Origin of the sequence: Brucella haematophila (assembly GCF_005938105.1) — a bacterium.
Lineage (GTDB): Bacteria > Pseudomonadota > Alphaproteobacteria > Rhizobiales > Rhizobiaceae > Brucella > Brucella haematophila.
The window spans coordinates 18085-39344 of sequence record NZ_VCPE01000003.1 but is presented as its reverse complement, the minus strand read 5'-3'; the positions used below and the strand labels follow the sequence as shown (position 1 = coordinate 39344).

Genomic DNA, 21260 nt, shown 5'->3' with positions numbered 1-21260 from the left:
TGGGAGGAGTTCATGTCTTACATATCCAAGAAAATGGCCGTCGCAGCGGTTGTCTTCAGCGCATTCGCTGCAGGCCCTGCCGCATCGGAAGAGGTATACAAGATCGGCATTTCGGCGGGTCTGACGGGTTATGCAGCAACTGTTGACCGTGCTTGGCGCGACGGCGTTGAAACAGCGGTTGAAACGGTCAACGCTAAGGGCGGCGTATTGGGGCGCAAGCTCGAAGTCGTGGTTGAAGACAACCGCTCGCAACCACAGGATGCCGTTACCGTCTACCGCAAGATGATGAGTTCGGATGGGGCGAACATCTTCATCAGTGGTTGCGTATCAGCAGGTAATGCTGCGGCTGCGAGCATGACGGCGCGTAGCGAAATACCGATGATCCTCTGTTCCATTTTGCCGAAGCAGCCGAAGGAGATCGAGTGGGCATTCACCACCTTGCCGCCTGCCGGTTTCGAAGTCGAAAAACGTCTGGAATATCTGCGTGACAAGACAGATATCCGCAAGATTGGTGTTCTGCATGATCCGACGCCCTATGCATTGTTGCAGAAGGCCGTCGCTGAAAAGGCGGCTGCTAAATACGGCATCGAAGTTGTGGGTGTGGAAGCCTACAAGCAGGATGACGCCGATCTCAGTGTACAGTTGAACAAGATGCAGGCGGCAGGTGCTGGTGCAATCATCAAGATTGGCCTCGGCGGTACCACACTGACGGCAGCCAAGAACCTGAAGCAGCTTGGTTCGAACATGCTGCTTTTGACCAGTCTGGAAGATCTGGCCGTCTTCAAGCCAGTCGCCGAGGTTCTGGGTGACAGGTTCTTCTTCGTTGCATCGCCGTCTCAGGTATTCGAAGCCTATCCAGATGGTCCGCTCAAGCAGGCCATCGGCACCTTCCTTGATCCATGGCGCAAGAAATTTGCCGATCGCGATCCGAACTGGGCGTCGCGTGGCTGGGACGGTGTGATGCTCACGGTGGCAGCAATCGAAAAGGGTAAGTCCTTCGAAGGTCCATCGGTACGCCAGAACCTGGAGCAGATCACCAATTTTCAAGGCACAACAGGCACCTATAATTTCGCGGCTGACAATCATCAGGGCATTGCCGTCAATCCCTTTGTGATTGCCCAGATCATCGATGGCAAGGTGAGGATCGCGCAATGACGTCTGAGCTGCCGCACCGTGCAGCGCCGGTGCTCGAAACCCGCGGACTGAAAGCGCATTATGGACATGTTCAGGCGCTCAAGTCAGCCGATCTTTCCGTTGGTCGTGGCGAACTGGTCGCTGTCCTTGGGCCAAACGGTGCGGGTAAATCGACACTGTTGCGGGCAATCATGGGTCTCACCCCCAATGAGGGGGAGGTCCGGTTCATGGGGACGCCGCTTGGGCGACGTGACCCCGTGGGTGCGGCAGCAAAAGGTGTTGTCCTGGTGCCGGAGGGGCGAGGCATCTTCGGTCCAATGACGGTACTCGAAAACCTTGAACTTGGAGCCTATCGGGTGCGCGACAAAGCAGAGTTGCAGCGTCGCTACGCTCGTGTCTTCGATCTGTTTCCAAGGATCAAGGAGCGGCTTTCGCAGGTTGCGGGCTCCATGTCCGGCGGCGAGCAACAGATGGTCGCTGTCGGTCGTGCCATGATGGCCGATCCCAAGGTGCTGCTTCTCGATGAACCGTCGCTTGGGCTTGCACCGCGCGTAACCGGGGAGATTCTTGAAACTCTCGGCAGACTGGCCGCGGAGGGCTTACCGATCATCCTCGTTGAGCAGAAAGCGCCGCTGGCGCTGAAACTCGCCTGCCGTGCATATCTTCTTTCGCTTGGGCGCATCGTCGCCACACTTGATCCTCGCGAGGTAAAATCCCATGACGAACTCGCACAATATTATTTCGCGTGATCCTTCAATGATGGGCAGCGGTAGCGGTCTGCTCGCAAACTGGTTGACGGCATCCGCCGGTATCTGGGTGCTGTCGGCGGCCATTGTCGGCTATGCTGTGATTTTCGGCGGCTATCTTTCCACTATCGTCGCTTTCGGACTGATTTATGCGATCTTTGTATCCGGCCTCAATGTCTTTATGGGGCTGACGGCTCAGGTCTCCTTTGGTCAAAGCGCTTTTGCAGCCATTGGCGGCTACAGCTCGGCTGTGTTGACCACAACCTATGAATGGGCGCCATTGCCAGCCATGATGTTTGGGCTCGTCGCTGCTATGGTGGCGGCTTGCATCATTGGTCTTCCAACACTTCGTCTCAAGGGCCATTATCTCGCGATGGCAACGCTGGCGATCGGCTTGATCGTCTACGAAATCGCGGTCGAATGGGAATCTGTAACGCAAGGTTATCTCGGGATTTCGGGCATTCCTCCGCTTGGCATTGGATCGTTTGAAGCTGCGAGCGACAGACAAATTCTGCTGACACTTTCGGCGCTGACAATTCTCGTCGCTTTCGCCATGTCGCGCATTCGCAAATCGCGTGTGGGTCGAGCATTTGCAGCTGTCGCGGGCAGCGAAGAGGCTGCCAGCGCGCTTGGTATTAATGTGGCGCGGTACAAATTGCTTTCTTTCCTGCTGTCCGCAGCTCTGGCTTCGATTGCGGGTTCGCTTTTCGTCCATGTGGTTGGCTTTGTTAGCCCGGAGGTGTTCGGCCTTCATATGGTCGTTCTCGCTTTCACGATGATCTATATCGGTGGGCTGGGCACGGTGGCTGGGCCGATTATCGGAGCGCTTATTGTCAGCCTTTTGCCGGAGATATTCCGTGGCTTGAGTGAAAGTCAGGACCTGGCCTACGGCGTCACGCTGATTATCATTCTCATTTACGCGCCCAAGGGGTTGGTCGGTTTGGCTAAGTCTCTTGATGCGCGCAAGGCGCCGTCAAAAACCTCGGGGAGGGCGCAATGAACGCTATCCTGCAAGTACGTGGCGCCACGCGCCGGTTCGGTGGGCTGACGGCTGTCGATAATGTTTCATTTGATGTTCCGGAACGGGGTGTCACGGCTGTCATCGGGCCCAATGGCGCCGGCAAGACGACGCTCTTCAATCTCATCGCTGGCAGCATGCCGCCAAGTGAGGGCGAGATCATTTTGTTGGGGTCGAATGTGACCAGCTTGCGGACGGAAACGAGAGCAGGGTTGGGGTTGGTACGCACGTTCCAGCTCGTCAAACTGTTCCAGGATCTGACCGCGCTGGAAAACGTCAAGGTCGGTTTCCACCTGCGGACGAAAGGCGGCCTGTTCGCCGCATTGTTGCGCCCCGGTTGGCAACGACAATCCGAACGCGAGGTGGAGGAGAAGGCGAAAGCGCTTCTCGATCTTGTGGGACTATCATCTGTCGCCGACAGCCCCGCCGCAACCTTGCCCTATGGTCAGCAGCGTCTTCTCGAAATTGCCCGTGCCATGGCGGCTCGTCCGCGTGTGCTGCTGCTGGATGAACCGGCGGCTGGTCTCAATGCCGAAGAAAGCGAGCGTCTGGCTGAAACCGTGCGTATGATTGCTGCCGACGGAATTGCGGTGCTGCTCATCGAACATGACATGAAGCTGGTCATGGATATAGCCGACGAAGTGGTCGTGCTCGACTATGGCCGCAAGATCGCCCAAGGCACGCCGGAAGCGGTGCGCCGAGACCCGGCCGTCATCGCGGCATATCTGGGTTAGGAGCTTATGATGGATGTGCTTTTTCAAAGTCTGATCAGCGGCGTCAGCATTGGCTGCGTTTATGGTCTGATCGGCATTGGTTTCTGTGTCATCTATAATGCAAGTGGCATTGTCAATTTCGCGCAGGGCGCATTTGTGATGCTGGGCGGCATGGTCACCTATATCTTCCTCGAACAGTATCATCTGCCCTATTTTCTGGCAGCTGTCTTGGCGATAGCGGTGGTAGCCGTCGTTGGAGCGCTTCTGGAGCGACTGGTGGTTCGTCCTCTCTGGAAGCGCAACGCTGCCATGTTCGTGATGATCCTCGCGACGCTTGCTGCACAGATCGTGATTGAGCGGCTGACTTTTTTGGTGGTCGACGACCAGCCAAAGACCTTGCCGGTATTTCTTGATCTGCCCCCGATCATGATCGGCGGGGTGGCGATCAACTATCAGTCGCTGTGGATCATGGCTGGTTCTCTTCTCATCGTTGCGGCGCTCGGCCTGTTTTTCAAACGCACCCGGCTTGGCAAAGCGATGCGTGCCTGCTCGATCAATGCCGAAGCGGCAGCGCTTCAGGGCATTCCGGTATCGGCAATGCTGACAGGCGCTTTCGTTCTCAGTGCAGTGCTGGGCGCTCTGGCCGGGATTCTCGTAACACCGACGCAGTATACGGCGTTCAACATGGGCGTACCGTTTGCGATATCCGGGTTCATCGCTGCAATCATCGGCGGTTTCGGTCGCCCGTTTGGGGCGTTCCTCGGGGGTATCATGCTCGGTCTCGTTCAGGCCCTTGCCATCCTGTCGCTGGGCGCTGGTTTCAAGAATGTCGCGGCGCTGTCGATCCTGCTGCTCTTTCTGTTCATTCGGCCCTCTGGCCTTCTGGGCAGCGCCCGTTGAACTCAAATATACGAGAATTTCGATGAACATTCATAAAGTTGACTGGAACAGCATTCCCTGGACGCCCGTGCGCGAGGGTGTCGAGCGCAAGGCCTTCTCGGGTGAGGGTGCCACGCTCGCGCTCCACCGGCTGAAACCGGGCCACGAGCCGAAGCCGCATTCGCACGAGAATGAGCAGATCGCCTATATTCTTGCCGGAACCATCCGTTTCACGGTGGGTTCGGAAGAACATATCGTCGGTCCCGGCGGCCTGCTGGTCATTCCGCCGAATGTGGTTCACTGGGGGGAGGTCATCGGTGACGAAGACGTACTCAATCTCGATGTGTTCACACCGCGTCGCCCTGAATATGCCTGAGATGCAAAGGCCAGAGAAGGAAGGGAGACAGCAGCGATGAACATGGCATCGTGGCTTGCCCGAAATGGACGGGCAAATCCGGCATTGCCAGCTGTGGGTTACGGCCGCCGCGTGGTGGCTACCTATGGTGAACTGGCTGAACGATCGGCCCGTCTCGCAGGCGGGTTGGTGCAGCGCTTTGGTCTGCGACCCGGAGATCGCGTTGTAATCGCAGCCAAGAACGAGGCCGACTATGTCACCGCGCTTTACGCGATATGGTGGGCGGGCGCTGTCGCGGTTCCAGTCAATGCCAAACTTCACGCGCAGGAAATTGCTTTTGCGATTGATGACTCCGGTGCGACCGTCGTGCTCGCATCGAGAGATATCGCTGAGGCAATAGCTGTCGTTGCGCCGCAGCGAATGCGTTATCTGGTTGCGCTTGGCGGGCAAGACTGGTGCAATCTGCTGCAATCGGACCCGCAGGCGCTTGCGTCACAAAACGACGACGATATGGCCTGGCTATTCTATACCAGTGGGACGACAGGCAAGCCTAAAGGAGCCTGTCTTTCCCATGCCAATCTGGCGGTCATGTCTTACGCCTACTTAGGCGAGGTCGACCCGACCGTGATTGGGGACACGACGTTGCATGCCGCACCTATGAGCCATGGTGCAGGTCTCTACATGATGGCGCATATATTGCGCGGTGCGGTCAATGTCATACCGGAATCCGGTGGCTTCGATGCGCAGGAAGTTTTCGAACTGGCCGCACACTGGCAACGGATGTCGCTCTTTGCTGCCCCCACAATGGTCAAGCGTATGATTGCCGAAGCGGATAAGGCCGATCCGGCAGCCTTTCGCACCATTATTTATGGCGGGGGGCCGATGTATGTCGAGGATGCTATTGCTGCACTGGACGCGTTTGGGCCGCGCCTTGCCCAGATTTATGGTCAGGGCGAAACCCCGATGACCATTACCGTGCTCGATCGCAAGACGATAGCCGATCGCACGCGAGCAAACTGGCGAGCAGTACTGGGCAGTGTAGGCGCGCCTTTTGGCATGGTTGATGTCATGGTTTGCGACGATGAAGGCAATGCACTGCCTGCGGGCATTTCGGGCGAAATTCTGGTGCGCGGTCCGACGGTCATGAGCGGATACTGGCAAAATGAGACTGCGAGCGCTGCGACATTGAAAGATGGCTGGCTGCACACCGGTGATATCGGTGCCTTTGGCACAGATGGGTATCTGACACTGAAGGATCGTTCGAAGGACGTCATTATTTCGGGCGGCAGCAACATCTATCCACGCGAGATCGAGGAAGTGCTGCTGGTGCATCCAGATGTCACTGAGGTGTCGGTGATTGGGCGACCCGACCCAGAATGGGGCGAAGTCGTTGTTGCTTATGTGGTCGGCAAGGCGACGGCAGTCGAACTCGACAATCTGTGTCTGGACCGGATCGCACGGTTCAAACGTCCGAAGGATTATATCTTCATCGACGCTTTGCCCAAGAACAACTATGGCAAAATCGTCAAGACGATATTGCGCGATATGGATGTACAACGCCGCGCTTCATGACAGGTGCGCCATCAGGAGTTGAGAATGAGCAATCCTCTCATTGTGGGCTGGTCTCACACGCCGTTCGGTAAACACGATGGCAAGGATGCGGAAGCGCTGATCGCGGATGTTGCAGGTGCTGCCATTGCGGATGCAGGACTTGAGCCTGGCGACATTGATGCCGTCTTCATTGGCATGTTCAATAATGGTATGGCAAAGCAGGATTTTCCGGCCAGTCTGGTTCTGCAATCGCTTCCCGAGCTACGTTACAAGCCGATGGCGCGGTGTGAAAATGCCTGCGCATCTGGCAGCGCGGCAATTCACGCCGGACGCAATTTTATCCGCAGCGGCGATGGCCGAACAGTGCTGGTCATAGGTGCCGAGAAAATGACTGGCGGCACCACCGCCAGCGTTGGCGACGCTTTGCTTGGCGCGAGCTATCGTAAGGAAGAAAGCGAAATAAAAGCTGGCTTTGCAGGCGTATTTGCTCGGATCGCCGAGGCTTATTTCCAGCGCTACGGTGACCAGTCCGATGCGCTGGCGCAGATTGCGGCCAAGAACCATCGCAACGGTGTCGATAATGTCTATGCGCAGATGCGTAAGGATCTGGGCTATGATTTCTGTCGAACAGTCAGCGACAAGAACCCGCTCGTCGTGGGCCCGCTGCGTCGAACGGATTGTTCGCCCATTTCTGATGGGGCAGCGGCGCTCGTCCTGACAAGCGATAATAATGCAGGTAGTTTTACGCGTGCTGTACGATTCCGCTCAGCGGTGCATGTCAGTGATTTTATGCCGCTTTCCAGCCGAGAAATTCACCGTCTGGAAGGGGCGGAGCAAGCTTGGGCTCGCGCTTTTGAAGATGCTGGTGTTGGCATTGATGACCTTTCCTTCGTCGAAGTGCATGACTGTTTCACCATTGCAGAGTTGTTAGCTTACGAGGCGATGGGACTTGCCGAGCCGGGAGAGGGGGCACGCGCCGCTCTGGAAGGTTGGACAGAAGCGGACGGGCGTCTGCCGGTCAACCGTTCTGGTGGCCTGAAGGCCAAGGGCCATCCTGTGGGGGCAACTGGCGTTTCGATGCATGTCATGTCGGCGATGCAGCTTGTTGGCGAAGCCGGAGCCTTGCAGTTGCCGCGTGTCGATCTCGCGGGCGTCTTCAATATGGGTGGGAGTGGCGTTGCTAACTACGTGTCCATCCTGGAGGCAGTAAAATCTTGAACTCAATAGAGACGTGGCCCGTGTTTGAACCTTACTTAGTGTTTACAGCAAGGGTTACGGTTTGAACAACGTGGTATTTTAGAGCTGGACCCGACGGGCATGTTCGAGTCGAATTATCTTCGGAACTTTACTGCAAACCAGCTTATCTCCTTGGCGAGGATTCCTCGATGGTAAACTCTCAAGGTCATGGATTCCCCCAACTTGCAGCACAAATGCACCCAAAGAAGAATGTGCCTCAGATCGAAGCAAATATGATTTATCCAAACTCTTGGGAATAGATTGATTTTCAGACTGGCAAACAGCAACTCGCCCAACGACCGCGGCCAGCGGCACTCCGTTCACGGCGAAGAACGTCGTCGTTAGACATAGTACGCCACGACCTATGTCATCATATCGATCGGGATTAAACTGAGAAGAGATTTTTCTTCAAAAACGTTTTGCCCTACTGAAGGCGGGCATTCGATTTCAGTCGCTGTGGGGTGTATCATTTGCTTTACTGAATACACCCCTTTGCCCTTCTGTTACATAAGTTAAGCTGGGAGGTAAATTTCACGCACGCGCGCATCGCCGGACAACTTGTCAGCCGGGCCGGAGACGTGAATCTGGCCATGCTCGAACGCATAAACATAGTCGGCAATTTCAAGGGACAGATCGACATTCTGTTCGACCAGAACAATGGACACACCCGCCTCGGCGAGCTTGATGATGATCTCGAAAATCTGGTGAATGATGATCGGCGCCAGACCCAGCGAAGGCTCATCGAGTAGCAGAAGCTCGGGATTGCCCATCAGCGAACGGGCAATGGCCACCATCTGTTGCTGGCCGCCGGACAGACGTCCCGCCAAGCTCTTCCGGCGGTCGGCAAGCACGGGAAACAGGCCATAGACATATTCGAACAACTCGGCTTCCGACTTGCCGCGGCCATCCAGATAACCGGCCATCAGGTTTTCTTCAATGGACAGATGTTGAAAGACGGCGCGTCCTTCGGGGCAATGGCCCAGACCGCGATTGGCAATCTGATATGGCTTCATGCGATCGATGCGCTCGCCCTTGAAGCTGATCTGTCCCGCAGAGATTGGGCACACTCCGCTTATGGAGCGCAGGAGCGTGCTTTTGCCTGCGCCATTGGGACCAATGAGGGAAACAATTTCGCCAGCATGCAGCTCAAGGCTGATGCCATGCAAGACCTTCACCCGCCCGTATCCGGACTCGATTTGCTCGACTGCGAGCAGCGGCTTCGATGTCACTGATTGCACCTGGCTGGCCAAGATAAGCCTCCTGAACTTGCTGATTGTTGCGGATTTCGGTGGGCGTTCCATGCGCTAGCACGCTGCCGCGATTCATCACATAGATCTCATCCGAAATGGACATGATGAGCTTCATGTCGTGCTCGATTAGAACTACGGCGATGTCTCCTGTTTTCAAATCGAGAATGTGGTGCTTCAGTTCTTCCGTCTCGCCATGGTTGAGGCCTGCTGCTGGTTCATCGAGGAGAATGGCATGCGGGTCGTTAACCATTGCCCGAGCCAACTCGACCAGCTTCTGCTGACCGTAGGCGAGCGAACCGGCTTGCCGTTGGGCGTGATGGGCAATGCCCAGCTTTTCAAGAATGGCATAGCATTTGTTACGGCGATGACGTTCGGCACTGCGTCCGGGCAGGGCATCGGTGATAAGAGCGGTGAGCGTGCGCGGAACGAGCGCCACTTCAAGGTTCTGCATCACTGTCATGCCGTCGAACAGCCGGATGTTCTGATAGGTGCGCCCCAGTCCGGCATGGGCGACGCCATGCTTGGGCAAGCGTTGTAATTCGACGCCGTCGAGGACAATGCGGCCCGATGAGACCTGATAGGAACCGGCCGCCATATTGACAAGGGTGGATTTGCCCGCGCCGTTGGGGCCGATGATGGAGGTGATCTTCCCCGGCATCATGACGAGGGAAGCGTCATCGACGGCCTTATGCGCACCAAAGCTCTTGGTTACATGTTCAAACGCAAGCATCAGCGCCTCCCCAGTTTGGCGACAAGCCACGAGGGACCATAATGACGACTGATGATGCCCATCGGGCGCATCAGAATGACGGCGACGAGGGCGAGGCCGAAGACCAACTGGCGATAGTCGGCATAATCGCGCATGAGTTCGGGGATCAGAACCAGAATGGCCGCACCCAGCATGGCACCGAACGGATTGCCGAGACCACCGACCACCAGCACGAGCACGATTGTGAGCGATTCCCAGAAGGTGAAACTTTCAGGGCTGACAAAGCGCTGCATGGAGGCAAAAACCACGCCGCAAATGCCGCCAATCACTGCGCTGGTGGCGAAGGCGACGAGCTTGACCTTGGTGGTGTTAACCCCACAGCCACGTGCTGCGTCCTGGTCCTCGCGCACGGCTGATAAGGCGATGCCTAGCGCGCTTTGTTGGAGTTTCCACACGAACAGGAAGGTGAGGATTAGGAAGCCGATCAGTAAATAGAGGAAGTCCAGCGGGGTGGAGATGGTCCAGCCGAGCAGTTTTGGTTCGTCTATGCGGGCGATGCCCTGTGGACCGTTGGTGAGCCAGTTGAGATTGTTCATCAGCACGCGGATGATTTCGCCGAAACCGAGCGTGACGATGGCGAGATAGTCCCCCCGCAGTCGCAGCACCGGCAGTCCGAGCAAGACACCGGCAATACCGGCCAGCGTCGCACCAATGACCAGAATGACCGGGAAGGGCAGATGCAATCCAAGCTGGTCCGAAGCCAGAAGCGCATAAGTATAGGCACCGATAGCGTAGAAGGCGACATAGCCCAGATCGAGAAGACCGGCATAACCGACAACGATGTTCAATCCCATCGCCAATACGGCATACAGCAGGATCGTATCGAGCACGCGTAGCGGATAGGTCGGCAGGAATTGTCCGAGAATGATAAGAGCGAGGGGGAAGATCGCGAGCACCAGCAAGGTGCGCCCAAGGGCGCCAGTTGTTGGTGTCGGCGCGGTGCCTGCGCTCATGGAAGGAGCTTCAGAAGTCACTTTTATACACCATCGTTTCTTCGCTGACCTTGGCGCCCAGAAGACCGGACGGACGGAACAGAAGGATGAGAACAAGAACGGAAAAGGCGAAAATATCGCGATATTCCGTACCGATGATACCGCCGGTGAGGCCGGGCAGGAGAGCAGTTGCGAATGTCTCGATAAAGCCAAGCATGATGCCGCCGAGCATTGCACCGGGAATAGAGCCTATGCCGCCAAGAATGGCCGCCGTGAAGGCTTTCATGCCAATGACGAAGCCCATCGTAAAGGTCGCGACGCCATAATAGGACGCGTAGAGCAAGCCAGCTACTGCACCGAGGCCGGGGCCGATGAAGAAGATCACGGAGATCGGGATGTTGGGATTGATGCCGATCAACGACGCGGTATTGGCGTTTTCCGCGACTGCGCGGATGCGGATGCCTATACGGCTGCGATTGACGAAAAGTTCCAGCGTCACCATCAGAATAAGTGCGATGGCGAGAATTGTAATTTGTTTCCAGGTGATGATGATACCACCAATTTCGATCACACCGCTCGGCAGCATAGACGGATAGATGATCGGACGGCGGCCCGCCAGAAGCATAACGACATTCTGGATGATGACGGCCATACCGAGGGCCGATAGCATGGGGGCGAGGCGCGATTTGTTGCGCAATGGTCGATAGGCTGCAACTTCGATCGACATGCCGAGGATGCCGATAATAACGAAAGCGAGAACGCCGACGACAATGGCCGCACCGGGGAACCCGGAAATGCCGAGCGATCCGCTCAGAAAGACAGCAACGAACGCACCCGACATGAACATTTCGCTGTGCGCGAAATTGATGAGGCGCAGAACGCCGTAAACCATCGTGTAGCCGAGCGCGATCAGCGCATAGATCGAGCCAACCGTCAGCGCGTTGACGGTTTGCTGGAGAAGGAAGGAAGACATCTGCGAAGCCTCGATTGTCGAGGAGCGCCGGGGACAAGCATGGCTTGGCCATGCTCAATGACATAGGGGATTCCCGGACGCACCGATTCCAGCCATTGATCACGGGCCCCGAAGGAGAGGGCCCGTTCTCGTCAGGCGTTTTACTTCACAAGGGCGAACTTGCCGCCTTCGACCTTGTAAAGGAAGATGAAGGGCGTGTTCAGTTCGCCATCCGGCTTGAAGGAAACCGTGCCAACCATTGTTTTGAGATTGGTTTTGGCAATCTCTTCCGAAATGGCCTTGCGGGAAAGTGGCGCAGGCAGCTTTTTCATGGCTTCGAGAATGACCGAAGCCTCCACATAGCCATAAGCCGAGTATGGTCCGGCATCTTCACCAAATGCGTCCTTGTAGGACTTGGCGAAAGCTTCGAGTTCCGGTGAGGAGTCGTAAGGCGGTGCCTGGAAGGACACGATAGCGCCTTCGGCGTTTTCCGGGCCGGCACCATTGATGAAGTCCGGTGCGAAAGCGGAGTCTGCGGCAAAAATGGTCGCTTTGATGCCGAATTCACGCGCCTGCTTCACGAAGAGACCAACGGCAGGCATGACGCCGCCAAAATAGATCACGTCCGGATTTTCGGAACGTATGCTGGTCAGAAGCGCGGAGAAATCGACGTCGGTTTGGGTGACACCGGAGAAGGACGTCACCTTGCCACCGTCCTTGGTGAAAGTGTCGCGGAACACTTCGGCCACGCCTTGTCCAAAGGCTTGCTTGTCATGAACCACAGCGGCAGCTTTTGCTTTGAGAGTCTTGACGGCGTAATCGGCAGGAGCTGACCCCTGCGAAAGATCGTTTGCAATCGGACGAAAGAGATTCTTGTAACCCGATTGGGTGACCTTCGGGTTGGAGGCGTTAGTTACCTGAGGTAGATCGCACCGATGATAGACGTCGGAAGACGGAATGGTAACGCCGCTGTTGAAATTGGCAACGACGCCCATCATCGCGGCATTATCGCAATGCTTCTGGGCGATCAGCGTGCCCTGTTTCGGATCGGCGTTGTCGTCATCGCGCTGGAGCACGACTTTCTCACCGTGGATGCCGCCAGCCTCGTTAACCTGACGGATAGCGATCTCCATACCGTTCATCCAGGTTACACCGAAAATGGATTCGGCATTGGTAAGCGGTCCCGCCGCACCTATGACGATATCCGCATGTGCGGTGCTGGTCACGCCCACAGCCGCAATGGTTGCGACGAGAAACTTCTTGTACGCTTTCATGTTACCCTCTTTTGGTTTTTCTGGCCTTTTTGACCGGTTTTATTTTGCCTTGGCGGATGAGCTGTTATCCGCTGCTGCTCCTTATTTCTCTTTAGGCAGTTTCCTGATCCCTGCGGTCTGAACGACTCTCGATCAGTGATGTCATCAGATTGTTGGCGACGCGCTGGATGTGCATACGCAACGATCCCACCGCACGTTCTGTGTCCCGAAGGCGAGCATAGGCGAGGATGGCGCGGTGATCGGCTAGTTCCAGTTCCACGTCCTGTGCCACAGCGATCTGGAGATTGATGTAGCGATTGGCGTTATCATGTACGCTCTTGAGCAGTTTCAGGGCTACCGTGCGGCCACTTGGCGCATAAAGCGTTTCGTGAAACTGCCAGTTCAGGTCACCCCAGTTCTCGACATTGCCTTCGACCATCGTCTCGTCGGTCAACTGCTCGGCGCGCAACAAATCGGCTTCGCTGAGGCGCGGGATTGCCGTTTCGAACAGCCACGTCTCGAGATGGATGCGGATATCGAAGAGTTCCTGGATTTCTGCCAGCGACAAGGCGCGAACGACTGTTCCCTTGTGGAGTTCGGACTGAACGAAGCCTTCTGCCTCAAGTTGACGGATCGCCTCGCGGATCGGAATGCGCGAAACGCCAAGTTCGGTTGCCAGCGCTTCCTGACGCAGCGGGGTGCCTTCGCTCAGTTCACCTGCAATGATGCGGCGGCGCAATTCCACCACGATCTGATCTGTCAGGGATTGCCGCCCGATTTTTTTCGACATCGAATTCTCCATTTCTAAATTGGATACAATATGCAAATTCTGGAGTCAAGAATGAAAACATGTACTCTAATATAACAAATATAGAAAAATAATTTCACTTTTGACGTTGACGGCGACATTTTTTGCATTACGATTGTATATCGTATCCAATATTGACGAGCTTCAGCTCGCATCAGGGGAATAAAATGACGAATGAAAAAACGCGGGCCGTCGCCGGTGAGGGCCCCTGTGGAGAGGTCCTTATTGTGCAGCCCGGTGCTGCCGAAAGTTACTGGCAGCCCGTACCGGCAAACGGTTCCATCGATGTCATCTTTGCCCCGCACCGTGTTCCCATGGAACATCCGATCGGCTTCGGCACACAAACCGTTCCGCCGGGCGGTTATGTTCGCGAACATGCGCATGACCAGAATGAGGAAGTCATTTTCGTGGTTTCCGGCAAGGGCCGTGCGGTGATCGATGGCGAGAGCCATGAAATGATACCCGGCTCTGCATTTTTCATCGGCAAGAACCGCCGCCATATGTTCATCAATGAAGGCGAGACCGATATTTTCTGGACCTGGCTTATCGTGCCGAACGGTCTCGAGGATTTCTTTCGCCTGATTGGGCGCGTCCGCGCCGATGGGGAGCCTGCGCCGGAACCGTTCCCCCGGCCGGAGAATGTTTTGCAGATCGAGCGTGACACGGTTTTCGCGGTGCCGCCGTCCGACCCGCACAAGGTCTGATCCGCTTCCGTTCAATATCCAGTTTATGTCTGGCTGAGGCCAGCATTTCAACAAGGCTTGAGGCGGCCCGCGATTGGTGGGTCGGCATGCCGCTTATATTCGAGGAAAACATGCGTCTCAAAGACAAAGTCGCCATTATCACCGGCGCGGGTGCCGGTATCGGCAAGGCCGCCGCTCAAATTTTTGTGCGCGAAGGTGCGAAAGTCATCGTCGCGGATCGCGACGGTGCGAAGGCTGCGGCAGTCGCGGCCGAACTTGGCGCTTCTGCGCTATCGTTCACTGTTGACGTTTCCAGTTCCGAGGAAGTCAAGGCCATGATCGATACGACGGTCAAGACGTTTGGCCGTCTCGACATTCTGGCCAATAATGCCGGTTACGGCATTCCCGGCACAGTCGTCGATACGGCGGAAGAGGACTGGGACGCGCTGATGGCCGTCAATCTCAAGGGCGTCTATCTGTGCTGTAAGCATGCGATCCCGGTCATGGCTGCGCAGGGCGGCGGCACGATCGTCAACACCGCTTCCAATGTTGCGACGGTCGGCATCTTCGATCGCGCGGCCTATGTCGCGTCGAAAGGCGGAGTTGCCGCGTTGACCAAGGCAATGGCACTTGACCATGCCAAGGAAAAAATACGTGTCAATTGCGTCGCGCCGGGCGTGACCTGGTCGAGCTATTTCGAAAAGATGGTTGCGACAACGCCTGATCCGGATGCTTTCAAGAACGCCTTGAAAGCGCGTTCGCCAATCAACCGCTGGGCCGAACCGCAGGAAATCGCAAACTGCATTCTGTGGCTTGCCTCGGATGAAGCGTCGTTTGCGACGGGAGCTATGTTCACCGTCGATGGCGGCATGTCAGCCTGGTAATAGAGTTGCAATTGATATGATCACGGCGCCTGAACAATTGCCCCACATCGCTCTTTTGGGCTTCGGTGCCATCGGCAGGGATTTGTGCAGCAAGCTTCTGACCTATAGTTGTAAGGTCAGTGTGGTTCTGCGCAAAGGTGCTGCAACGCCGGACCAGCCACCCCAAAGGGTCCAGTTTGTCGATTCTATCGAAGCGTTGCTGGCATTGAAACCTGCCCTTGTCATTGAGGCTGCCGGACAGGATGCCTTGAAAGCGTCCTGTCCGGTTTTTTTAAGCGCTGGTGTGGATGTGATTGCGGCCTCGGTCGGAGCTATCGGTGACGTCGCTTTCCAGCAGACAGCGGCCGAAGCGGGCCACAAGGGGGGTGGGCGTCTAATCTTTCCAACCGGCGCTGTGGGTGGTCTCGATTATTTGGGCGTGGTCGCGCAGGCGACTGATCTTTCCGTCACCTATACGTCGCGCAAGCCTGTGTCTGCTTGGGCAGGTGAATTAAGGCAACTGGGGCATGATCCGGCAGCGCTGAAGGAGGCGGTCGTTCTCTATGAGGGCGACGCGATACGCGCCGCGCAACTCTATCCTCGCAATCTCAATGCCGGGCTGACCGTTGCGCTCGCTGCCGGGATTGGGCGCACTGCCGTTCGTGTGGTGGCCGATCCTGCGGTCCGGTTGAACACGCATGAGATCGAAGCCAGCAGCGCATTCGGTGAGGCCTTCATGCGCTTCGCCAATCTGCCGTCGCCCGACAATCCAAAGACATCGGCGATCACGGCAGCGAGCCTGTTGCGCGAAGTCACACATTATTTAGCCGGACGGTTGATCCCGGAACAATGAATGGATGGAATGCCGAATGAGCCATATTCTCATTGCAGGAGCCGGTATCGTCGGATTGAGCGCGGCGCGTTCGCTTCTCGCCGAGGGACATGAGGTCACCATTGTCGACCGCGACCCGACGGGTGACAAGGCATCGTTCGGCAATGCCGGTGGCCTTGGCGTGACCGAGATCGTACCGGCCAGCGTGCCGGGCCTGATCTGGAAAATACCCGGCTGGCTGCTTGATCCGCTTGGGCCGCTTTCCCTGCGCCCCGCCCATTTTCCCAAACTTGTGCCTTGGTTGGTGCGTTTCATGCGCAGCGGGTCACAGTCGGAAATGCTGCGTATTACCAAGGCACTCGCCGCGTTGACCGCGCCAGTCTATGAGGATTATCTGCCGCTTCTCGAAGAACTCAAACTGACAGGTGAATTGCATCAGGTCGGGGCACTCTGGGTCTATGAGACCGAGGCTGCTTTTAAGGCTGATGCGGCAGATCGTGAACTGCGGCGCAGGTATGGTGTTGTCTTCGATGAGATGGACGGTGACGACGCTCGCAGGCTCGAACCGGCACTCGGCAAGGCGGTGGTGCGTGCGGCTTTGACGCCGCAATGGTCGCATTTTGATGACCCCAAGCGTGTGGTGGATCGCCTGCGCGATCTGGTGGTCGCCAAAGGGGCGACGCTCGTAACAGGTGAAGCGCACGCAATCGATGGCCAGCAGTTGCGCCTGTCGGGTGGGAGCGCCATTGGCTTTGATCAACTGGTCATTGCGATCGGCGCATGGTCGCCAAGACTTGCAAGGACCATTGGCGACCGCGTTCTTCTTGAAAGTGAGCGTGGTTATAATATCACGATTCCCAATTCGGGCGTGTCGCTCACGCGTGAAGTGATTTTTGCCGAGCGCAAGTTTGTCGCGACACCCATGGATATGGGGTTGCGGATCGGTGGCGCTGCCGAATTTGCGGGTCTGGAGGCTGCACCGAACTATGCACGCAGCGATGCGTTGGCCAAACTAGCGCGCCGTTACCTGCCCGATCTCAAGTCGACTGACGGCACCCGCTGGATGGGACATCGACCAACGACGCCGGATACTCTGCCGGTCATCGGGCGCTCGCCGCGCCGCAATGACATTATCCATGCCTATGGTCACAGCCATGGTGGTCTGACGCTCGGGCCGACAACAGGCCGCCTGGTCGCCGATCTGGTAGCAGGAAAAAAACCACCCATCGATCTTTCACCATTTTCCGTCAGCCGTTTTTCCTGACCTGGAGCCTTACATGAATCCCCACACCTTCATTTGTGTCGATGCCCATACATGCGGCAACCCGGTCCGTGTCGTCTCTGGCGGTGCGCCGATCCTGCCCAATGTCAGCATGGCTGAAAAACGCCAGCTTTTCCTGCGTGACCACGACTGGGTGCGTCAGGCGCTGATGTTCGAACCGCGCGGCCACGATGTCATGTCCGGCTCGATCCTCTATCCGCCGTCCCGCGACGATTGTGATCTCGGCGTGCTGTTCATTGAAGTGTCGGGCTGTCTGCCCATGTGCGGACACGGTACCATAGGCACCGTGACGGTAGCGCTGGAACAGGGCTTTGTCGTGCCGAAGACCGAAGGCAAGCTGGTGCTGGAAGTGCCCGCCGGTCGTGTCGAGGTTGAATACAAACGCAATGGCCGTTTCGTGGATGAGGTCCGCATCTACAATGTGCCCGCCTATCTTCACGCAAGCGAAGCGAAGATTGATGTTCCGGGTATGGGCGAACTGGTGGTCGATGTGTCCTATGGCGGCAATTTCTATGCCATCATCGAGCCGCAAAAAAACTGGGTTGGTCTCGACACGATGAGCGCCGACGACATTCTCAAGATCAGCCCGCTGGTGCGCAAACTGGTGCAGGACGTTGTCGCTCCGGTGCATCCGGAAGACGACCGCATTGCCGGGGTCAGCCATGTTATGTGGGCTGACAAGGGCAAACATCCCGAAGCCGATGCGCGCAATGCCGTGTTCTATGGTGATAAGGCGATCGATCGCTCGCCGTGCGGCACTGGCACATCCTCGCGCATGGCACAGCGGGTCGCCAAGGGTTTGCTGAAAGTTGGCGAAACCTTCGTGCATGAATCGATCATCGGCACGCTGTTCCATGGTCGCGTGGAAAGTGCCGCAGAAGTTGCGGGTCGTCCCGCCATTCGCCCGAGCATTGGCGGTTGGGCGCGTGTCACCGGTTATAACACCATACTCGTGGACGAGCGTGATCCGCTTGCTCTCGGCTTTCAAGTGAAGTGAGCGAACAATGATCCTCGAAGAGCGTGATTATCATATTGTTCCGGGTCGGATGGCTGAGTTCCTTGCGACCTATGAAAAGCTCGGTGTCGCCATTCAGACGGAAATTCTCGGCGGTTTTGTCGGACACTTCGTTTGCGATATTGGCGAATTGAACCATGTAGTTGCGCTCTGGCGGTATGAGAATATCGCCGAGCGTGAGGAGAGGCGCACCCGCATGCTCGCTCACCCTGGATGGCAGACCTATCTCGAAGCGATCAAGGGCCTAATCGAACGTCAGACCATACGTATTCTCAAGCCAACCGCTCTTTCACCGATGGTGTAACCATGAAAGCCGTTCTGCCTGCCCTTGCCGATCTTGTGCCTGAGCGAATGAAGCCGGGAGCCGATCTTGTTGCCGAAGGCAGGCAACTCGCCCGCGACTGGCGGGTGGGCAAAAATGCCTTTCTCTCGGAGAACAATGTTGCCTGCGAGGCCGAATACAAGCGTCGCAAAGTTGCCGAAGGCCGTATGATGCAACATGCACATATCGGTTTTCGCAGCGTTGAACGCACGGTCGAAGCAATCAGCGAAGTGCATGGCACTTGCGCCAGCCGTGGTGTGACGGTCGATCGTTTCGGCATCACACTAGACTGGTCGATGGGCTATCCGGTGGCGCTACGCAAGGACCGACCCAAGGGAACCGGCATAGTGCTGAATGGTCCCGAAGATTTTGCCCGTATCACCAATGCGGCACCTGCGGCCGCGCATTTCGGTGACTTCATGCTTGGTCTGCCAGGCGCTGTCGAAAATACCAAGGGCGCGCTTGCGGCAGGCGCTACGGCCATCGGCAATCTGGGGCAATATTTTACGTTCCGCCTGCCTTATTGGGATGACGATGTTGCGACGACTGAAGCTGCGGTCACCGCGCTTGGACTGATTGCCGCACAAGATGAGGCAGTTCTCGTCCATTCCAATCTCGATGACGGTTTTGCGGGCCTGTTTGCCGACATGAGTTCGGCGCTCGGCATGGTGTTGATTGAGCGCCATATTGTTGAGAACCTTATCGGCGGGCGCATGTCGCACTGCTTCGGCCATCACTACACCGCGCCATTGGTTCGCATGGCATTTCACAAGGCATTGGCCACATTCAGCGATGCACCGGGCACCATGCTCTTTGGCAATACGGTGAGCTACAAGTCGAACCCGGCAGGCAATTATGCGAGTTTGGCGAGCTATTTGCAGGCCGACATATGGGCTTTGGCGCGGGAGCATACCGGCCATGCGATCAACCCGGTTCCGGTCACGGAAAACCAGCGTATTCCCGACATTGATGAAATCATTGATGCCCAGACCTTTGCCACCCGCATGGCTGAACATGCTATCTCCACGGCAAGCCTGATTGATCTGGCCCAGGTTGACAAGGCCGCCGATGGCTTGATCGAAGCCGGGCAGCGCTTTAGTGCAAATGTTTTTTCAGGGTTGGAAGAGGCGGGCGTCGATATTGATGATGCGGCAGCCCTCATGTTGGCTCTCCGGCGGATCGGGCCGAAACGACTGGAAAGCCTCTATGGTGCGGGTCGCGAAGATGCCACCGCATGGGGTGGACGTCGTTCGGTGATGCTGGCCGAGTGGGTCGAGGACCTTGAGGAAAGCGCTCATGAATGGGTGGACCGGGTGCCGGAAACCGCCCGCGCTGCCATTGCCGAACGGGCTTTGCGCTGCTGCGTCGCCTCATCGGATGTTCATGAACATGGCAAGAACCTGATAGAGCGCATTCTGGGCATGAGCGCTGTCGGCATTGTCGATGGTGGTACCTCGGCAGACCCCGAAACCGTGGTTGCCGCCGCCATTGCTGAGAGCGCCGATTTCATCGCTATCTCGACCTATAACGGCATTGCGCTGCGTTATGCGCGTGATGTGCTTGCCGTGTTGAAAGCTGCCGGTTCCGACATGCCCGTGCTTATAGGCGGGCGGCTCAACGAGATACCTGAAGATTCCAATTCTGGTCTTCCTGTGGATGTCAAAGCGGATATCGAAGCGCTCGGCGCCCTGCCTTGTGAGACGCCGGAAGTGATGACTCACTTTATCGAAAATTTCATAAAAACTTCCAGAGAGGGAACAAGAGCATGACACACTGGACTGGTGTATTCCCGGCTGTGACTACCAAGCTGAAGCAGGACGGCGCACTCGATCTTGATGCAACCGCGGCCTCCATTGACAGGCTGATTTCGAATGGTGTTTCGGGGGTCATCGTTCTGCCGATGCTGGGCGAAAATGCATCGCTCAAAGCGGAAGAACGTGACCAAGTGATCCTGGCCGCCAAGGAAGCTGTGGCTGGTCGCGTGCCGCTTCTTTCCGGTCTTGCGCAGATTTCCACGGCGGATGCGGGTGCAGCAGCACGTCGTTACGAAAAGCTGGGTGCTCAGGGGCTGATGGCTTTTCCGTCACTTGCCTATAAGACCGATGCGCGTGAAACCGTGGCCTGGTACAAGTCGCTCGCTGCAAGCAGCGGCCTCCCGATCATGATCTACAACAATCCGATTGCCTATGGCGTCGACGTCACGCCGGAAATCCTCAAGCAGCTTGAAGACACGCCATCCATCCTCTGTATCAAAGAGGAATGCGGGGATATCCGCCGTGTGACCGACCTTTACAATGTTTGTGGTGACCGCTTCTCGGTGTTTTGTGGTGTGGACGATCTGATCGTTGAAAGTCTGGCGCTCGGCGTCACGGGCTGGGTGTCGGGCATGACCAATGTTTGGCCAGCCGAATGCGTCAAGCTGTTTGCTCTCGCTTCGTCCGGCGATTTTGCCGAAGCACGCAGGCTTTACCGGTTGCTGACACCGTCCTTCCACCTCGATACACATGTGAAACTGGTGCAATACATTAAGCTTGCCGAAAAGCTGGTTTATGGTGCGCCTGAATGGGTGCGTGAACCGCGCCTGCCGCTTGGGGGCGATGAACGCGTGTATGTCGAAAGCGTCGTGAATGACACGATCGCCAAGCTCGCAGCTTGGAAGGACTGAAA

22 protein-coding genes are annotated in these 21260 nt (G+C 56.7%); 16 read left to right on the top strand and 6 right to left on the bottom strand.

From position 1 onward, the window contains the following. Positions 1-12: 12 nt before the first annotated feature. Genes FGI60_RS05505 through FGI60_RS05470 form a run of 8 tightly spaced genes read left to right on the top strand, consistent with a single transcriptional unit; the run spans position 13 to position 7614 of the window. Entirely contained in the window at positions 13-1155 is a 1143-nt protein-coding gene (locus FGI60_RS05505) for an ABC transporter substrate-binding protein (RefSeq protein ID WP_113534607.1), read from the top strand. Next, a complete protein-coding gene (locus tag FGI60_RS05500) occupies positions 1152-1883 on the top strand; it encodes an ABC transporter ATP-binding protein (protein ID WP_138784277.1) in 732 nt (243 codons plus the stop codon). Before FGI60_RS05505 ends, FGI60_RS05500 begins: the two co-directional genes overlap by 4 nt. Then, on the top strand, positions 1852-2880 hold the full coding sequence (locus FGI60_RS05495; protein ID WP_138784276.1) for a branched-chain amino acid ABC transporter permease: 1029 nt from the start codon (positions 1852-1854) through the stop codon (positions 2878-2880). Before FGI60_RS05500 ends, FGI60_RS05495 begins: the two co-directional genes overlap by 32 nt. Further along, positions 2877-3632 (top strand): ABC transporter ATP-binding protein, encoded by a 756-nt coding sequence (locus tag FGI60_RS05490; RefSeq protein WP_138784275.1) that lies wholly within the window; start codon positions 2877-2879, stop codon positions 3630-3632. Before FGI60_RS05495 ends, FGI60_RS05490 begins: the two co-directional genes overlap by 4 nt. Before the next feature lie 9 nt (positions 3633-3641). Further along, positions 3642-4511 (top strand): branched-chain amino acid ABC transporter permease, encoded by an 870-nt coding sequence (locus tag FGI60_RS05485; protein ID WP_210238409.1) that lies wholly within the window; start codon positions 3642-3644, stop codon positions 4509-4511. Positions 4512-4533: 22 nt separating this feature from the next. Continuing rightward, positions 4534-4866: a cupin domain-containing protein gene (locus FGI60_RS05480; protein ID WP_138784273.1), complete on the top strand. Its 333-nt coding sequence runs from the start codon at positions 4534-4536 to the stop codon at positions 4864-4866. 36 nt (positions 4867-4902) lie between these two features. Beyond that, on the top strand, positions 4903-6417 hold the full coding sequence (locus tag FGI60_RS05475; protein ID WP_138784272.1) for an AMP-binding protein: 1515 nt from the start codon (positions 4903-4905) through the stop codon (positions 6415-6417). Between the two features lie 24 nt (positions 6418-6441). After that, entirely contained in the window at positions 6442-7614 is a 1173-nt protein-coding gene (locus FGI60_RS05470; RefSeq protein ID WP_138784271.1) for an acetyl-CoA acetyltransferase, read from the top strand. 530 nt (positions 7615-8144) lie between these two features. Here FGI60_RS05470 and FGI60_RS05465 read toward each other — a convergent pair. From FGI60_RS05465 to FGI60_RS05440, 6 genes are all read right to left on the bottom strand, one after another. Then, complete coding sequence (locus FGI60_RS05465; RefSeq protein ID WP_138784270.1) at positions 8145-8807, bottom strand: ABC transporter ATP-binding protein; 663 nt, start codon at positions 8805-8807, stop codon at positions 8145-8147. Beyond that, positions 8779-9612 carry an ABC transporter ATP-binding protein gene (locus FGI60_RS05460; RefSeq protein WP_138784269.1) on the bottom strand — a complete coding sequence of 278 codons (834 nt, stop codon included), beginning with the start codon at positions 9610-9612 and terminating at the stop codon, positions 8779-8781. Before FGI60_RS05460 ends, FGI60_RS05465 begins: the two co-directional genes overlap by 29 nt. Further along, on the bottom strand, positions 9612-10604 hold the full coding sequence (locus FGI60_RS05455; protein WP_138784268.1) for a branched-chain amino acid ABC transporter permease: 993 nt from the start codon (positions 10602-10604) through the stop codon (positions 9612-9614). Before FGI60_RS05455 ends, FGI60_RS05460 begins: the two co-directional genes overlap by 1 nt. Before the next feature lie 10 nt (positions 10605-10614). Then, positions 10615-11556 carry a branched-chain amino acid ABC transporter permease gene (locus FGI60_RS05450; protein WP_138784267.1) on the bottom strand — a complete coding sequence of 314 codons (942 nt, stop codon included), beginning with the start codon at positions 11554-11556 and terminating at the stop codon, positions 10615-10617. Between the two features lie 140 nt (positions 11557-11696). Continuing rightward, on the bottom strand, positions 11697-12809 hold the full coding sequence (locus tag FGI60_RS05445; protein ID WP_138784266.1) for a branched-chain amino acid ABC transporter substrate-binding protein: 1113 nt from the start codon (positions 12807-12809) through the stop codon (positions 11697-11699). 91 nt (positions 12810-12900) lie between these two features. After that, on the bottom strand, positions 12901-13578 hold the full coding sequence (locus tag FGI60_RS05440; RefSeq protein ID WP_078341086.1) for a GntR family transcriptional regulator: 678 nt from the start codon (positions 13576-13578) through the stop codon (positions 12901-12903). A 185-nt stretch (positions 13579-13763) separates the two neighbouring features. Between FGI60_RS05440 and FGI60_RS05435 the strand changes: the two genes are divergently transcribed. The 8 genes from FGI60_RS05435 to FGI60_RS05400 all read left to right on the top strand — a co-directional run bounded on the left by FGI60_RS05435 (position 13764) and on the right by FGI60_RS05400 (position 21258). Then, positions 13764-14300: a cupin domain-containing protein gene (locus FGI60_RS05435; RefSeq protein ID WP_078341087.1), complete on the top strand. Its 537-nt coding sequence runs from the start codon at positions 13764-13766 to the stop codon at positions 14298-14300. Between the two features lie 110 nt (positions 14301-14410). Then, on the top strand, positions 14411-15163 hold the full coding sequence (locus FGI60_RS05430) for an SDR family oxidoreductase (RefSeq protein ID WP_078341114.1): 753 nt from the start codon (positions 14411-14413) through the stop codon (positions 15161-15163). Positions 15164-15179: 16 nt separating this feature from the next. Next, complete coding sequence (locus FGI60_RS05425; protein ID WP_138784265.1) at positions 15180-15995, top strand: aspartate dehydrogenase; 816 nt, start codon at positions 15180-15182, stop codon at positions 15993-15995. A 16-nt stretch (positions 15996-16011) separates the two neighbouring features. After that, the gene (locus tag FGI60_RS05420; RefSeq protein ID WP_138784264.1) at positions 16012-17238 is read left to right on the top strand and encodes an NAD(P)/FAD-dependent oxidoreductase; all 1227 of its coding nucleotides are present in this window, start codon (positions 16012-16014) and stop codon (positions 17236-17238) included. A 13-nt stretch (positions 17239-17251) separates the two neighbouring features. Further along, positions 17252-18253, top strand: a complete 1002-nt coding sequence (locus FGI60_RS05415) for a 4-hydroxyproline epimerase (protein ID WP_138784263.1) — start codon at positions 17252-17254, stop codon at positions 18251-18253. 7 nt (positions 18254-18260) lie between these two features. Next, positions 18261-18575, top strand: coding sequence for an NIPSNAP family protein (locus FGI60_RS05410; protein ID WP_138784262.1), 315 nt, complete (start codon positions 18261-18263; stop codon positions 18573-18575). A 2-nt stretch (positions 18576-18577) separates the two neighbouring features. Further along, a complete protein-coding gene (locus tag FGI60_RS05405) occupies positions 18578-20362 on the top strand; it encodes a cobalamin-dependent protein (protein ID WP_138784261.1) in 1785 nt (594 codons plus the stop codon). Then, positions 20359-21258: a dihydrodipicolinate synthase family protein gene (locus FGI60_RS05400; protein WP_138784260.1), complete on the top strand. Its 900-nt coding sequence runs from the start codon at positions 20359-20361 to the stop codon at positions 21256-21258. Before FGI60_RS05405 ends, FGI60_RS05400 begins: the two co-directional genes overlap by 4 nt. The last annotated feature ends 2 nt before the right edge of the window (positions 21259-21260 follow it).